The 15,433-nt window shown below is 60.3% G+C and carries 15 protein-coding genes; 6 read left to right on the top strand and 9 right to left on the bottom strand.

The features are described 5' to 3' along the window. Nucleotides 1-34: 34 nt before the first annotated feature. Genes mksF through mksB form a run of 3 tightly spaced genes read right to left on the bottom strand, consistent with a single transcriptional unit; the run spans nucleotide 35 to nucleotide 4,846 of the window. A complete protein-coding gene (gene mksF / locus HU759_RS04335; protein ID WP_017134537.1) occupies nucleotides 35-2,875 on the bottom strand; it encodes an Mks condensin complex protein MksF in 2,841 nt (946 codons plus the stop codon). Next, nucleotides 2,872-3,579: an Mks condensin complex protein MksE gene (gene mksE, locus HU759_RS04340; protein WP_017134536.1), complete on the bottom strand. Its 708-nt coding sequence runs from the start codon at nucleotides 3,577-3,579 to the stop codon at nucleotides 2,872-2,874. The genes mksF and mksE overlap by 4 nt, the downstream gene beginning before the upstream one ends. Next, nucleotides 3,569-4,846, bottom strand: a complete 1,278-nt coding sequence (gene mksB / locus HU759_RS04345; protein ID WP_017134535.1) for an Mks condensin complex protein MksB — start codon at nucleotides 4,844-4,846, stop codon at nucleotides 3,569-3,571. The genes mksE and mksB overlap by 11 nt, the downstream gene beginning before the upstream one ends. Nucleotides 4,847-5,033: 187 nt before the next feature. Here mksB and HU759_RS04350 point away from each other — a divergent pair, with 187 nt between their 5' ends. Continuing rightward, a complete protein-coding gene (locus HU759_RS04350; protein WP_026013484.1) occupies nucleotides 5,034-5,777 on the top strand; it encodes a hypothetical protein in 744 nt (247 codons plus the stop codon). Further along, the gene (rimI, locus tag HU759_RS04355; RefSeq protein WP_005784514.1) at nucleotides 5,770-6,222 is read left to right on the top strand and encodes a ribosomal protein S18-alanine N-acetyltransferase; all 453 of its coding nucleotides are present in this window, start codon (nucleotides 5,770-5,772) and stop codon (nucleotides 6,220-6,222) included. The genes HU759_RS04350 and rimI overlap by 8 nt, the downstream gene beginning before the upstream one ends. A gap of 149 nt (nucleotides 6,223-6,371) precedes the next feature. Here the strand turns inward: rimI and HU759_RS04360 are convergent, their stop codons facing one another. After that, nucleotides 6,372-6,776 carry a serine kinase/phosphatase gene (locus tag HU759_RS04360; RefSeq protein WP_186618436.1) on the bottom strand — a complete coding sequence of 135 codons (405 nt, stop codon included), beginning with the start codon at nucleotides 6,774-6,776 and terminating at the stop codon, nucleotides 6,372-6,374. A 139-nt stretch (nucleotides 6,777-6,915) separates the two neighbouring features. Here HU759_RS04360 and can point away from each other — a divergent pair, with 139 nt between their 5' ends. Then, nucleotides 6,916-7,560, top strand: a complete 645-nt coding sequence (gene can / locus HU759_RS04365; protein WP_099549196.1) for a carbonate dehydratase — start codon at nucleotides 6,916-6,918, stop codon at nucleotides 7,558-7,560. Here can and HU759_RS04370 read toward each other — a convergent pair. The 4 genes from HU759_RS04370 to HU759_RS04385 form a co-directional block, all read right to left on the bottom strand. After that, on the bottom strand, nucleotides 7,557-8,081 hold the full coding sequence (locus tag HU759_RS04370) for an SET domain-containing protein-lysine N-methyltransferase (RefSeq protein WP_017134531.1): 525 nt from the start codon (nucleotides 8,079-8,081) through the stop codon (nucleotides 7,557-7,559). The genes can and HU759_RS04370 overlap by 4 nt on opposite strands. 146 nt (nucleotides 8,082-8,227) lie before the next feature. Then, nucleotides 8,228-9,397: a hypothetical protein gene (locus tag HU759_RS04375; RefSeq protein WP_099549198.1), complete on the bottom strand. Its 1,170-nt coding sequence runs from the start codon at nucleotides 9,395-9,397 to the stop codon at nucleotides 8,228-8,230. A 122-nt stretch (nucleotides 9,398-9,519) separates the two neighbouring features. Then, nucleotides 9,520-11,220, bottom strand: a complete 1,701-nt coding sequence (gene acpA / locus HU759_RS04380; RefSeq protein WP_170036115.1) for an acid phosphatase — start codon at nucleotides 11,218-11,220, stop codon at nucleotides 9,520-9,522. Between the two features lie 101 nt (nucleotides 11,221-11,321). After that, nucleotides 11,322-11,642, bottom strand: a complete 321-nt coding sequence (locus tag HU759_RS04385) for a hypothetical protein (RefSeq protein ID WP_017134528.1) — start codon at nucleotides 11,640-11,642, stop codon at nucleotides 11,322-11,324. 231 nt (nucleotides 11,643-11,873) lie between these two features. Between HU759_RS04385 and HU759_RS04390 the strand changes: the two genes are divergently transcribed. Both HU759_RS04390 and HU759_RS04395 read left to right on the top strand, forming a co-directional pair. After that, nucleotides 11,874-12,164, top strand: coding sequence for a nucleotidyltransferase (locus HU759_RS04390; protein WP_017134527.1), 291 nt, complete (start codon nucleotides 11,874-11,876; stop codon nucleotides 12,162-12,164). Then, nucleotides 12,161-12,505: a DUF86 domain-containing protein gene (locus tag HU759_RS04395; protein WP_138453168.1), complete on the top strand. Its 345-nt coding sequence runs from the start codon at nucleotides 12,161-12,163 to the stop codon at nucleotides 12,503-12,505. Before HU759_RS04390 ends, HU759_RS04395 begins: the two co-directional genes overlap by 4 nt. A gap of 33 nt (nucleotides 12,506-12,538) precedes the next feature. Here HU759_RS04395 and HU759_RS04400 read toward each other — a convergent pair whose 3' ends face one another. Beyond that, entirely contained in the window at nucleotides 12,539-13,957 is a 1,419-nt protein-coding gene (locus HU759_RS04400) for a TIGR00366 family protein (RefSeq protein WP_099549200.1), read from the bottom strand. Nucleotides 13,958-14,143: 186 nt separating this feature from the next. On the opposite strand from HU759_RS04400, the gene HU759_RS04405 reads away from it, so the two are divergent. Next, nucleotides 14,144-15,433 (top strand): MFS transporter, encoded by a 1,290-nt coding sequence (locus tag HU759_RS04405; protein WP_170036117.1) that lies wholly within the window; start codon nucleotides 14,144-14,146, stop codon nucleotides 15,431-15,433.

Raw genomic sequence — 15,433 nt, forward strand, 5'->3', positions numbered from 1 at the left:
CAGATCGCGGCCTTTTGCATTTCAGCGTCTCCGATTAAACCTCATCCAACTCCGGCTCATCCGCCTGCACATTCACCGTCGCCTTCACCACATCATGACGACGGATGTACTTCCAGTCCGCCTCATCAATGTAGATACCATTCGGCCCGCTGCCGCCTTCCAGGTCGATCGCCACTTGGGCGGACACCTGCGGCTTCACACTGGCCAAAATCGGCACAAAGCCCAGCTGCAAACTGGTTTCCAGCAACGCCGCCTGGTTCTTCTCATCGATGTCCGCTGCCTCATCGAGGTAGTACGGTAAACGCACGCGCCCGGCCTGGTCACGGTCCATCAAGTGCAGCAACAAGTACATGTTGGTCAACGCCTTGATGGTCATGGTGGTGCCGTTGGACGCCGCGCCGTCGATGTCGGTGTGAATCACCGGCTGGCCATGCACCTTGGTGATTTCAAATGCCAGCTCGAACAAGTCCTTGAGGCCCAACTGGTTATGGTTGGCGGCCACAAGACGGGCCAGGTATTCCTTGGCCTCTTCGTTCTTGTTGTCCTGCTCGGCGCTCTGGCTCAGGTCGAACACCGACAGGGTTTCGCCTTCTTCATACTGACCGGCACTGTGGATGATCTGGTCGATATGCTTGAGGGCTTCCTTGTTCGGCGCCAGCACGATGCGGAAGCTTTGCAGGTTGGACACCTGACGCTTGTTGATCTCGCGGTTGAACAAGGCCAACTGGTGCTCAAGGCTGTCGTAGTCGCTGCGGATATTGCGCAAGGTCCGCGCAATATCGGTGACGGCTGCACGGCGCGCCTTGCCGAGGGTCAGGGCTTCATCGGTGCGGTGCGCATAAGCGTTGATCAGCAATTGCAGACGACGCTCTACGTCATCCTCGCTGTCGAACTTGGCCACGCCCTTGAGGCGCACCTGTGCATACAGCGCCTCAATCTGGCCATCAGCGCGCAGCAAACCTTGCCAGCTGTCCTGATAGTCATTGAGCAATGGCAACAGGTTGTCCATCGAGTCGTCGACCGGGTCCATGAACGGTGTGCCGAACGGCAAGTCGGCCGGCAACAACTGACGGCGGCGCAGGGCGTCATCCAGCGTGCGTTGCTTGGCTTCCATATCGCCGATCTGACGGCCGACCAGTTGCAGCTTGGCCGACAACTGCTGGACACGCTCGGTGAAGGCATCACTGGAGCGCTTCAACTCATCTTGCGCGGCTTCCATCTGCGCCAGGTTTTCGAGCTTCTCGCCTTCTTCCGCGCTCAGGGTTTGCGCGCGACGGAAGTCTTCCAGCGCCTTCTGCGCATCCAGCACTTGCTGGTACAGGGCTTCGGTCTGGGTCTTGCTCGCCGCACGGTCAGAGGCTACGGCCTGCTGCGTCTTGAGCTGCTTGAGTTCTTTTTCCAGGCGCTCTTTCTGGTCGCGCAATGCCGCGCGATCGGCCAGCGCCTGCAATGCCGGTGGTTCGATATTGGAGATGTCGATCGACAGCCCCGGCACTTCAAATTTTTCACCCTTGAAGCCATCAAGGATCTGCTCCAGGGATTTAACCCACTGGCCATCCTCATCCAGCGTGATGCCATGCTCGCCCAGCGGCAAACTGAACAACGAACTGTTGAACAGGCGCATCAGACGCTCGACGTCCTGTTGTGAGAATTCTTCACGCAGTTTGGCGTAACTGTTGTTGTCGGCATGGTCGAGCTGTTGCTTGACCGACTTCAGGCGTTTCTCCAGGTCACGCAAGCGCTCATCCAGGTCCTCAGCGCTGAACTGACGGGATTGCGCCAGGGCGCCCGCCAATTCATCGTGGGCATCCTTGGCCGCCAACAGTTGCTGCTCCAGCACCTTGACGTCATCCACCAGCGCAAAGCGATGCTTAAGCACCGACAGCTCGCCCAACCAACGCTGGATGCCACTGATCTCGCGCTCCAGGCGCATCAGCTCCTGGGTACCGCCACGCTGATCGTTTTGCAGCGCGTCCTGCTCGTTACGGTAGTGCTCGGCCTGGATGGTCAGCTCTTCCTTGCGCGCACTGGCGTAGTCTGACCAGGTGCCGAGCAACGAATCCAGCAAGGGCGACAGGCGATGCAATTTGCCGCGCAATACATCGCGCAAGCGCACGCCATTGGCGAGCGCTTCAACCAACGGCCCGGCAGCCACCAGCGAGTTGTAGTCCTGCTCCATGCGCCTTACATCACGGAAGGCTTCTTCGCACGCAGCGATGTAGTCCACGCTGCCGGAACGCAGGCTGTGTTCGAACGCATCCAGGAACAATTGCTTGAGCTTGGCCGCGGTGATTTCGCGCATGTGCAGCAGATTGATAAACAGCGCGCGGAAGGTCTTCAGGCTCTGTTCGCTGGTGGAACGCAGCGGAATCAGGGTCAGGTCCAGTGGGATTGACGTGTGGCCACCGACCAGCAAACGGCGCAGTTCATCCGGTTTGAGTTCGTAGGCTTTAAGGCCTTCGCGCTCAAGGTTGGTGAACAGCTCTTTTTGACGCAGGCAGGTGTCGTTCTTCTGGTAGTGGGCCAAGTCCAGCTTGCCGGCATAGGCAAAGAACTGGTGACCGAAACCACCGCCCGGGCCGCGCCCGACCACGCCGATTACGTGCGGGCCGTGGGGCAGCGAGACTTCCACGAGGATGTAGCTGGTGTCGGTGGCAAAGTAGAAGCGCCGCGATTGTTCCAGGGTGTACTTGCCGAAACTCATGTCCGACATACGCGCCAGGATCGGGAACTGCAAGGCGTTGATCGACGCAGATTTACCCAGGTTATTCGCGCCGTACACCGACAACGGTTCCTCCAGCGGGAACAAGCCCAGGCTGTAACCCGCGGTGTTCAATAGGGCGAAGCGGCGGATGCCGTAACGTTCCTTACTCATGCGTCGGTCTCCTGTTCTTCGGCAATGGCGCGGGCCAGGGCGTCTTCTTCGCTTTCTTCTGCGAAGTCGCTGAGGTCCAGCGGGTCATCGGTTTTCAGCAGTTTTTCATCGCTGTCTTCATCGATGATTACCGGCGCCGGCAATGGCAACACACTGTGCACGCTGGCGGCCAGGTCACGGTCCTGCTGCACGGACAGGCACACATCAAGGAAGCGGTGCATCGGCGGCAGGAAGCGATAGATGCCGTTGTCTTCGCTGGCAAAACCCAGTTGGGTCATGCGGCGCATGATCTTTTCTTCGAGCTCTTCCTGGGTCTGCACTTCGGCCTGGATAAACAGGTCGCGGTACTTTTCCAGCAACGACGGCAACTCATCGCGGCCCAGGCTGCCGCCATCGAGCACGGCGACCGGGTCGCGGCCCTGGTCGGCCAAGTGCTCGACGATGATGAAGGTGAACAGCGCCAGACGTTGCGCGGTCTTGTTGACCTGCGCCGCAGCCACGGCAGTGTCCGGCACGAAGTAGTAGAAACCGCGTGTGTCACACACCAGCTCAAAGCCCAGGGCCTTGAACAGTGTGCGGTACTGGTCCTGGAAGTTCGACAGTTGTGCGTACAGCTCCGGGTCGCGGCGGCTGACGTGGTAACCCTTGAACAGCTCGCGAAAGATCGGTGCCAGCTGGGACAGTTCGGATAGATCAAGATGCATAAGGCGTGCTCGCAGAATTCTCGGTGGCATCGGTGCCAGCCGGGAGCAGGGCGAATGAGCGCAGGCTGACCTGGTGCTCGTGTGTGTGGTAGTCGCGGCGTTCCAGGCGTTCGCGCTTGAAGCGTTTTTCGCGCGAGAGCCGTGAGAACCAGTACAGCAATTCATCGGTGGCGCCGTCCGGTTCCTGCTCCAGCAGCCAGGTCATCAGGTCCGGCATCGGTAGCGCGTCTTCGCAGCGCTCGAGCATTTCCTTGACCGTGCGCGGCGCACGCTGGGCTTCGCCCTTGTGGGATTTGTGCGCCTTGGGGAAACGCGCCGGTTTCGGCTCGAAATTGGCCAGGGCATACACGTACGCTTCGACCTGGCTGGCACTGCCCAGGAAGGTACTTTGAGGCCGGGTAAACATCGGCATCGCCGCTTGCGGCACCGCGTCCAGGCCTTTACGGCGAATGGCCGACAAGGCCAGCGCCGCGCCACGGGTCACGGCGTTGTGGCGGCGCGCTTCTTCGCGCAGCGGCAGCAGCAGTTCGCGGGCATGGCGCAAGGTCAGCTGGGCGCTGGTTTGCATTTCGAGGATGCGCGCGTGAGTACGCAGCAGCATATCGTCGTCGACCAGATGGCCGAGGCGTTGCTGCTCGGTGAGCATGCGCAGCAGCACATTCTCGACCTTGCGCACGCCTTGCTCGAAGGCGCCGTCGGCGTTCACCAGTTGGATCATGGGTTCGACGTATTCGTCCCAGGTCGCCAGTACCTCGGCGTAACGCTGGCGCAACGGGATTTGCCGGTCGCTGGTCTTGGCGCGGTCGGCCACGGCCGCCAGGGCTTGTTCGTCGTTGGCGAGTTTTTTCAGCACGTCCCGCACACGCATATCCAGCAAGCGCAGTTGGCGGGCCAGGTCGTGGCCATCACGGATGTCAAAGGCGTCCTGGATGTAGCCGGCCAGACGCTCAAGGTGGCGCAGGTAGGCTTCGATTTCCAGGCACAGGCCAAGCCGGTGCTCCTTGCGAAGATAGGCGAGGAAGTCGTGGATCTGTGCATTGAGCTCGAAACGGTTCGGGCTCTTGGCGACAGGCACCAGGATATCCAGGCGAATCCACACGTCCAACAGGCTGGTGATGTCCTGTGGCGTGCTGTCCAGTTGTTGGGCCGCCAGTTGTGCGCGCAGCTCGCCCAGGCTCAAGGTGCCTTGGTCGAAGTGTTCGCACAGTGGCTCAAGCAAGGCCCAGTGTTCGGCGAGGGCGCGCAAGACGCGCTTGGGTTCGATCATCGGAATGGCCGGCTGGTTGGCGAATAAAAGTCGCGATTGTACTGCATCAGGCGCGGGATTTATCCACAGCCGGTCAGTGCGCAGTGGGCGATTGTTACCGAACAGCGGTAGAATCCCCGCTCTTTAGTTATCCACAAGTGGCCGAGCTGTGCTTATCGAGTCCCGACGTCGCGCTTACTTGACTGCCATGCAGGTGGTCAACTGGCTGCCCCGCACCGAACTGCCGTTTGCCGCCCCATCGCGGCCCGAGCTGCTGCAGGCGCTTGAGCCTTATGAGGCGTTCGAGGTGTCGGGCGAGGAGGCTGCTGCGCCGGTGGCGGTGGTCAAACCCACGCCAGAGGCTCGCCCCGCTGTCGAACGCGTGAAAGTTGAAGTGCCGCGCCCGTCACCCGTGGCCAAGCCCGTGGCGGCCGAAACGCCAGCGCCGGTGGCCAAGGCTGCAGTGGTGCCACCGCCACGTTTCGCCCTGCAATTACTGCGGGCCGGGCGTTGCCTGCTGTTGGTGGAACTGCCCACCGGCGAACGTTTTCAGACCCGCGACCCGGCCTACATGCTGCTAAAAGACATGCTGCGCGCCGCCGGCCTGCCCGACAGCCCGCAAATCGTCGGCGACCCCGTGCGCTGGCCGCTGCTGGTGCGCGGCAACATGGACCAGGGCCCGGACGCTGCACGGGATTTTGTCCAGGGTTTTGTCTCGGCGCGCCTGGAAGACGAACCCTGCGTGTGCCTGTGGCTGATCGGCCTGCCCGCCGTGCGTTTTGCCGGTGAGGCGAATGCCGAAGCCTGGTATCGCGAGCTGCAGGTCGAAGGCCTGGGCTCGGTATGGGCCTTGCCGGGCCTGGAATTATTAATGGAAGAGCCACAGCGTAAGGCTGATGTCTGGCAAGCCATGCGCCGGCTGATGGCGCGCTGGAAAAGTACCGATGAGTGAAGCTTTATCGTTCCGCCCGATGACCGAGGCGGACCTCGACGCCGTACTGAAGATTGAATACGCGGCGTTCAGCCATCCCTGGACCCGTGGGATTTTTCTTGATGGGCTGGGCAAATACCAGATCTGGCTGATGTTTGAAGGTGAGCAGCAGGTGGGCCACGGTGTGGTGCAGATCATCCTCGATGAAGCGCACTTGCTGAATATCACCGTCAAACCGGAAAACCAGGGCCGTGGCCTGGGGTTGGCGCTGCTGGAACACCTGATGTCGCGCGCTTATGCCGCCAGTGCGCGGGAGTGCTTCCTGGAAGTGCGCGACAGCAATACTGGCGCGTTTCGCTTGTATGAGCGCTACGGCTTCAACGAAATCGGCCGTCGCCGGGATTACTACCCGGCCGTGGGTGGGCGCGAGGATGCCGTCGTAATGGCTTGTACGCTGGTCGACTAAGACATAAACCCGATGTACAAGCCGGCCCCTGTGGGAGCTGGCTTGCCTGCGATAGCATCACCTCGGTCTGGCTGAAACACCGAGGCGCCTGCATCGCGGGCAAGCCCGGCTCCCACAGGGGAAGTATTCACAGGCTCAACTGCGTTGTGTCAGCGGTTACCGTCTATCGGGTCAATATCCGCCAGCTCGGCCTCATCCAGGCCATTGCCACCGCCAATCTGGTCCTCATCCACAATGCTCAGGTCCCAGTCGGCGGGTTCATCTTCTCCCGCCTCGCGAGCATCCCGGGCGCCATCCTCATGGATCAGCGTTTCCGGGCTCATGTCATCATCCGTGGGCTCATGATCATCGGTCGAAGCTCCAGTCATGCCGGCTTCACGTACCCGTTCGTCGGGCATCAGCTGTTCGCGCTCACGGCGCGCCAGCTCATCACCAATTTCTGCGGTCGGCTCTTGCTCGTCAAAATCCAGCTCGCGCATCTCACCCATGCGGTCTTCGTTGTCATCAATCGGTTCGGGCTGTGTAGCGCCGTAGGGACGTCGTGATTCAGTCATGGCCAATCCTCATACTGTGGGGCTTATAGTGTGTGGACAGGCACGGCGCCCCAAAGATTCAAGCTAATTGCGCCCGGGCGTGACCCGGACGAGCGGTTGTCTGTCACAAAGCTGCGCATCATTCCTGAGGCTTTCCCTGATGAACGAACTACAAGACCTGCTTGATAACAACGAACGCTGGGCGGATGCGATCAAACAGGAAGATCCCGAATTCTTCGCCAAGCTCGCCCGCCAGCAAACCCCGGAATACCTGTGGATCGGCTGCTCCGACGCCCGTGTACCGGCCAACGAAATCGTCGGCATGCTGCCCGGCGACCTGTTTGTGCACCGCAACGTGGCCAACGTGGTGCTGCACACCGACCTCAATTGCCTGTCGGTGATCCAGTACGCGGTGGACGTGCTCAAGGTCAAACACATCCTCGTCACCGGCCACTACGGCTGCGGCGGCGTGCGCGCTTCGATGCAGGACCGCCAGTTCGGCCTGATCGACGGCTGGCTGCGCACTATTCGCGACCTTTATTACGAAAACCGCGAGGTGCTGGCCCAACTGTCCACCGAGGAGGAGCGGGTGGACCGCATGTGCGAGCTGAACGTGATTCAGCAAGTCGCCAACGTCGGCCACACCAGCATTGTGCAAAACGCCTGGCACCGCGGGCAGAGCCTGTCGATTCACGGCTGCATCTACGGCATCAAGGATGGCCGCTGGAAGAGCTTGAACACCACCATCAGTGGATTCGAGCAACTGCCGCCGCAATATCGCCTGCGCCCACTGGGCGAAGCCTAAGGCCGTTTGCGCAGGCGCCAGTGGGTCATGAACGCCTGGCCTTCGGCGCTCAATGGCTCCTTGGCGCCGGTGATCCAGCCCCGGCAGTTCAGCTCGCCGCATTGGCAAGCGAACTGCCGGAACAGCGCATCTTCGGTGGTGGCGTAATCCATCGTCAGCAAGGTGCCGGGCGCAATGGGTTGCACGGTCCAGACTTCCAGGTACGTGGCATCGAAAAACACGTTCGGATTGCAGGAGTGCAACATCAGGCGACTGAACCACGGGTCATAGAGGTGGATGCGTGACGAGAGCTGCAAGGTGTGGGCACGTCGTTCGCTCAACGCATAGCCGGACACTCTGGCAATGCGCACGCGGCTGTCAAAGGCGACGCATGCTTTGAGCGCGGCGCCAATGCCATTGGCATCGTGTACGACCTGGAAGTGTTCACTCGAAGGGTAACCCTGTTCAACGAGCACCGTTTTGAAGGGGTAAAGGCAGTCACTCACAGCAGTTTTAGCCTTATCCATGGCTTGAGTTTTCATAACTCTCCTGGGCTAGGCTGCATCGACCTGCGATGGGGTCTGACTTCCAGTCTTGCAGCGGATGGGTGCCGTTCAAGACTCGCTGAAGTTGTAGGCGATTTCTACTGTCAGATCTGACAGTAGAAACCGGTTATATTTTGTACGATTTACAGTGCAGGGGCAGTAACAGCAGGGATTGGGGCGGCGTCTTTCAGCTGTTTCAACTGCGCCTTGATGGGCGGGGTGGCGCATTTGGCGTTGGCTTGCTCCGGGGTCAGGTTGCGCACCGAGGTATAGAACAGCTCACAGGTCTGCTCCTTGCGCGTGACTTGCCAGGTGTTCATGCACGCCTTGAGCAACACATTTGGGTCACTGGCGGGTTTCTGGCCCATGCCGGCTTGCCAGCAGGCGGCGCTCAAGTCTTGCCCCATCACTTTCAAACCGGCCTCATCGGCTTTTTGTTCATTGCCGTCATAGCTGGCCGGATCCGCCGCATACCAGATGTAGCTCGGGTGGTTGGAGCCCAGTACCGACACGGTTTTACCGGCAACCGGGCTGATCTGCGCCAGCCCCAGCACGGCGACGGTTTGGCCGTACTGTTGTTTGATCCAGTTACGCACCGGTGCGCCGAATGCCACCATCGGCAATGAGCCGTTGGCGTGCAGGCTCAGCTCCTTGACCATGCGCGTCTGGTAGTCGGCAAAGTAGCTGTAGACGTTTTCCAGGTCCTTGCCCGCATTGGACGGCGCGGCGATCGGCGCAATATCGATGATGGTCTGGTAGGCCGGTGTTTCCGTGGCCGGGATGCCATTGTCCGTGAGCAAAGTGGCCCAGCGGTCAGTGGTGGCCGATTCCAGGTAATCCTGGGCCTGGGTCAGCGAGTAGTCGGGCGGGAAGTGCAGCAGTTCGATGCTCTTGCGGTTTTCCAGGGCCATGCCCAGCGGCAGGAACAAGTACCAGTTGTAGGCCCACTTGCCGTCGCTGTTGAGTTTGCTGGCGCCCTGGTAGGCCAGGTCGGCGGTGTTGAGCAGCGTGGTCAGGGGCTGGCCGTAATGCTCGGGCACGCCGCTGAAGGTGGCTGAAACCTGGCCGTCGTGGGTTTTCACACTGACCTTGGCACGGCTGTACCCGTCGCGCTGCAAGCTCTGGTTCAAATAGTGCTCGGCGGTCTGCTCCAGCGTCCATGGCCGAAAGCAGATTACGTTGCAGTTATTGGGGAACGCGAACAGTTGGGTGACGCGTTGCGTACTGCCCAGTGGTACTTCGATGTCGGCCTGTACGACCGCACTGGCCAGCAGTGCGGCCAGTGTGAAGGACAGCCTGGTCGGTTTAAACATAGTTGGTTCCTTGTCAGCGAAAGCCCGTCTGCGCGGGGTGAAAGCCCACTTGCACACAGTAGCGGTTGACCAGGAAAACCGCGTGCTAAATCGCCAGGCATGTCGCTATTGGATAAGAAAACCTACCGGTTGAACTGCAAGGCGTTGCTCAAATCGCCCATGGGCTTCTGGCCGCGGGCGATCATCGCGTCATCGCGCTGCTTGAGGCCGTCCAGTGTCTCCAACTGGAACACGCGGGTGATCAAACGCAGGATCGACGCGGTGTCGTAAACCGTATGGTCCACCGTGCCTTTGCGTGCAAACGGCGACACCACCAACGCCGGAACCCGCGTGCCCGGGCCCCAGCGATCGCCTTTGGGCGGTGCCACGTGGTCCCACCAGCCGCCGTTTTCATCGACAGTGACCACCACCACCATGTTTTTCCACTGCGGGCTTTCTTGCAGCACTTTCAAGGCGCGGGCGATATGGCGGTCGCCCGAGGCCACATCGGCGTAGCCGGCGTGCATGTTCAGGTTGCCCTGGGGCTTGTAGAACGTCACGGCGGGCAGCTTGCCGGCCTGGGCATCGGCGAAGAACTTGTTGGTGCCGGAATCATCGCCCAAACCGCCGTCACGCAAGCGTTTGTCGCGCTCAGCACGGTTTTGCGGGCCTTGTTGCTTGAAGTAGTTGAACGGCTGGTGGTGGTACTGGAAGTTCGGAATCTTCGGGATGCCGCCCGAGTCCTTGAACTGGTCCAGGGTCGCCTGCCAGGCACCGGCGTACCAGGCCCAGTCAACGTTCTTTTTCGACAGTTTGTCGCCAATGTGTTCGTGGGTTTGCGGCACCAGCACGTTGGGCAGATCGGGTTTGGAGTAGTCCGGGTTTTGCGGGTCGCGGATCCAGGTCGGCCAGTATGGCGGTGCCAGGGTGTTCACGCCGTAACCGTCCGGCGTCAAGGCACTGGGGCCGAACTGCGGCGGGCCGGTCATGGCGCTGGCCGGGGACTTGTCCAGCGGCTTGAGGCGCGGGTCGGTGGGGTTATCGCTTTGCAGCGTGGCTATTTGCGCCTTGGCCACCGATTGTGCGGCATTCGGATAAAACGGCGCGGTGGCGCTGATCAGGTACTGGTGGTTGAGGAACGAGCCACCGAAAGCGCCCTGGAAGAAGTTGTCGCACAGCACAAACTCCTTGGCCACGTCCCACAAGCGCAGGGAATATCGACTCTGGGCGTAGTACCCCATCACCAGGCCACCGGAATCGGCCCAGGCGACAAAGTTGTCGTTCTTGCCGCCGTTGATCTGCATCTGGTTCTGGTAGAACACATGCCACAAATCACGAGTGACCAGGCTCAAAGGCAGGTCCTCGGCATTCGGGCCTTTGAGGGCGAATGGCGCGTTGGGCAGGTTTTCCTGGAATTGCACTTCGCTGGGGTAAGTCACCCCGTCCACACTTTGCGGGCCGACTTGCAACACGCCGCCCCAGGCCGGTGGCAGGGTGCTAAGCAGGCTGCCATCACGGTCACGTTGCTGCACGTCGGCTGCGGAGAGCGCCGACAGTGGTTTCTCCACGCCAGGGAAGTCTGCGAACAGGTTATTGAAACTGCGGTTCTCGGCGTAGATCACCACGACTGTCTTCACCTGCTCGTGCAAGGCCTTGTCCAGCTCTTGCGGTGTAAGCGGCCGCACCTCTGGCTTGCCCGCAGGCTCGCTGGTATTGCCGCAAGCACTCAAGGTCGCACCAACCCCCAGCACCGCCGCGCCCCCGAGGAAACGCCGACGGCTGGTGTCCACGGGCGGTTGGGTTACGGAATCGGGAGAAGGGCGGTCTTCGTGCTCGTCACTCATTGCTGGGCGTTCCTGCTGGCTGATTGTTGCAAGATATTTCGCAGGACGGTAGCAATGCAATGTGACGGAACGAAGACAGCGGTTAGAAAGCTAAAGGGTGGTCACAGCAAGTGCAGTGCCAGTTGGCTGCCTGCGCGCAAGTACTCCACTTGAGCCGTCAACGCATCCTTGACGATGGCCTCACCCGTGTCGGTCAGCTTGGCTTTTTTTGCATCGATGACCGTGGTTTGCAAAAGCTGCATGGCCACGTCCATCACTTTTTGGAAGGCTGTGACGTTATTGTGCAGGCCAAACTCATTGACGACGGCAGCCATACGCCGATCGGCATCGTCTCGCAGAGCCGTGTACTCGACGAACGACACGTGGTCGTCCTTGTAAATATCATTGATCAACTCTTCCAGTGATTTGGACAGGGGCGTCATCGGATTTTCCTTGGCGTTTGTGGGTGGTAATCCAAGGCAGGTTAATCAAAGGCGCGAGGGAGGGAAGTCAGAGGCTGTCACTGCAATAAGTGGGAAAGCCCGATACATCTGGCCAGGGAATTAGCAATGCAATGTGACGCAATGACGAGGTTGATGTAAGAAATCGGGCATGTATACACACACCCTGGCACTGCTAAACTGCGTCAATAATGGATGCCACCGAGGTGAACCGTGAAACCTTCAATCGCCCTTGATCTAAAACGGGCCGCCGTCAGAGAGGTGGTGGGGCGTTTCCGTATCTCAAATCCAAGGGTGTTTGGGTCTGTCTTGCTGGGTACCGATCAAGAAGGTAGCGACCTTGATCTGCTGGTAGATGCTCCGCCGGGGACCACGCTTTTTGATCTTGGTGGATTGCAGGTAGAGCTGGAGGATCTGCTCGGGGTCAATGTGGACCTGCTGACGCCTGGCGATTTACCACTGAAGTTTCGCGCAAAAGTGTTGGCTGAGGCACGCCCGGTATGACAGTAAATCGCCTCGGGGACTATTTGGATCACATAAGGCAAGCCACCGCTGATGCGATCACATTTGTTGACGGCTTGAACAAAGAAGAGTTTCTGGAAGACAGACGTACTCAACAAGCAGTTGTCATGAGTCTGATCATCATTGGTGAGGCATCAACAAAAATCATGGATCAGCATCCAGATTTCGCTGCGAGTCACCCGCAGATCCCTTGGCGTAGCATGCGCGGGATGCGCAACCGGATTGCCCACGGTTATTTCGATATCAACCTCGATGTGGTTTGGGACACGATCCAGGAGGCGTTGCCTGATCTATTGCATCGCCTTCCTGTGGTTCCAGCCTGACTGCGCCTGTGCAACAAGCGCAGTCAGGGTCGTTTAAGGCATCACCGGCGGCAAATACTTCAACGTCGTCCCCAGCGCCCACAACAGAAACAACACCAGCGGCGTGTGCACCAGCAACTGCACAAACGAAAACCCGATCAGATCCCGTGCCTTCAGCCCCAGCACGCCCAGCAGCGGCAGCATATAAAACGGGTTGATCAAGTTCGGCAGTGCCTCAGCCGCGTTATAGATCTGCACCGCCCAGCCCAGGTGGTATTGCAGGTCATTGGCCACTTGCATCACGTAAGGCGCTTCAATAATCCACTTGCCACCGCCCGACGGGATAAAGAAGCCCAGCACCGCCGAGTACACGCCCATTAACAGCGCGTAAGTGTCGTGGGAGGCGATGGAGGTGAAGAACAACGAGATATGGTGCGCCAGGGTCTGGCCGTCACCGCCTTTCACCACGGTCATCAACGCGGCGATCGAGCCATACAACGGAAACTGGATCAGCACGCCCGTGGTGGTCGGCACGGCACGCGCCACCGCATCCAGGAAGCTGCGCGGACGCCAGTGCAGCAGCGCACCGACCATGATGAACAGGAAGTTATAGGTGTTAAGCCCCGAAATCGCGCTGATCGCAGGTTTGGTCGAGAACTCATGGAACAACCAGCCAGCCGCCAGCAAGGCCAGCAGGATGGTCAGCAGCGGGCTGTGTTCCAGCCATTCGCCCGGACGCGTCGGCGGTTGTGGTTTGGGCATATTGAAGGCCGGGTCGACACCACAGGCCTTGGCATCACGCGCACTATTGGGGCCGGGTGCGGTGGCATAGGCGATGATCAGCGACACCACGATCAGCGCCAGTAACAACACGCCCGATTGCCACAGGAAGATGGTCTCGGTGAACGGGATCATCCCGGTGATCGACAGGATCGACGGCGGCAAACTGGCCGGGTTGGCCTGCAACTGCGCCGCCGACGACGACAGCCCCAATGCCCACACGGCGCCCAAACCCAAATAAGCCGCAGCCCCGGCGGCGCGGTAATCCATGCGCAAATCCGTGCGACGGGCCAGTGCGCGCACCAGCAAACCGCCGAACACCAGGGACAAGCCCCAGTTAAGCAAAGAGGCGACCATGGAAATCAACGCGACCCACGCCACGGCCGAGCGGCCATTCTTGGGGACACGTGCCAGACGGTCGATCAGCTTTACGGCGGGAGGCGAACTGGCCACCACATACCCGCCGATCACCACAAAGGCCATCTGCATGGTGAACGGGATCAGGCTCCAGAACCCGTCGCCAAAGGCCTTGGCGGCTTCGGTCGGCGCGGCACCCATGCCCAGGGTCGCCACGGCAACAATGATCACCGCCAGTGCGGCAAACACCCAGGAATCCGGAAACCAGCGTTCGGCGAAGTTGGAACAGCGCAGGGCAAATCGGGCATAGCGGCTTTCTTCGATAGCATCGGCCACGAGTCTTTCCTCTTGTATTTATTATGGGTGTTGGCAGTTTTACGGCATGTTCCGCTACGGGCATTGATATGGGAATGCAGTTATCTTCATCGATCCATGAGGAAAACAAATATATCTGTCGCGATTGCCATCACTGGGCGCAGCTCATAACCTGCACGCCATTTTGTTTGTCTGCCGAGCCTTTACATGACTGCCACCTTTTCCCCACGGGCGCAGCGTTTTTCCCCTTCCGACTACAAAACCCTGGGCCTGGCCGCCCTCGGCGGCGCGCTGGAAATCTACGACTTCATTATCTTCGTGTTCTTTGCGCTGACCCTCAGCCAATTGTTCTTCCCGCCGGAAATGCCCGAATGGCTGCGCCTGCTGCAAAGCTTCGGCATCTTCGTCACCGGTTACCTGGCGCGCCCGCTGGGCGGCATTCTGATGGCGCACTTCGCCGATCACCTGGGGCGCAAACGCGTGTTCAGCCTGAGCATCCTGATGATGGCCTTGCCGTGCCTGCTGATCGGGATCATGCCCACCTACGCGCAAATCGGTTATTTCGCCCCGCTGATTCTGTTGGCCCTGCGCGTGCTGCAAGGCGCCGCAGTGGGCGGCGAAGTGCCGAGTGCCTGGACCTTCGTCGCCGAACACGCACCGCGCCACCACCGAGGCTACGCGCTGGGCTTCCTGCAAGCGGGGCTGACCTTCGGCTACCTGCTCGGCGCACTCACGGCCACCTTGCTGGCGCAAATCTTCACCCCCGCTGAAATCCTCGACTACGCCTGGCGCTTCCCGTTCCTGCTCGGCGGCGTGTTCGGTGTGATCGGCGTGTGGCTGCGCCGCTGGCTCAGCGAAACCCCGGTGTTCCTCGAAATGCAGGCTCGCCGCCAGGCCGCCGCTGAAATGCCGTTGCGCACCGTCCTGCGCGACCATCGCGCTGTATTGCTGCCGGCAATGATCCTCACCTGTGTCCTGACCTCGGCAGTCGTGGTGTTGGTGGTCATCACGCCCACCATGATGCAAAAAACCTTTGGCATGAGCCCCAGCCACACCTTCGCCCTAAGTGCGCTGGGGATCGTCTTCCTCAATATCGGCTGCGTACTCGCCGGTTTGCTGGTCGACCGCATCGGCGCCTGGCGCGCAGTGCTGGTCTACAGCCTGTTGCTGCCGGTGGGCATTGCGGTGCTGTATGCCAGCCTGATCAGTGGCGGCGTGTGGCTGGGCGCGGCGTATGCCGTGGCGGGCTTGAGTTGCGGCGTGGTAGGCGCGGTGCCGTCGGTGATGGTCGGTCTGTTCCCGGCGCAGGTGCGGGTGTCGGGGATTTCGTTTACCTACAACATTGCCTATGCGTTGTGGGCGAGTACAACGCCACTGTTGCTGATCGCGTTGATGCCGACCAGCCCGTGGATTTGCGTGGGGTATTGCGTGGTGATGGGCGCGGTGGGCGTGGCGAGTGTGGCGCTGTTTGGCAAGCGCCACACCTTGGCCGCCTGA

The sequence above is a fragment of the Pseudomonas sp. OE 28.3 genome (assembly GCF_014268205.2).
GTDB classification, from domain to species: Bacteria; Pseudomonadota; Gammaproteobacteria; order Pseudomonadales; family Pseudomonadaceae; genus Aquipseudomonas; species Aquipseudomonas edaphica.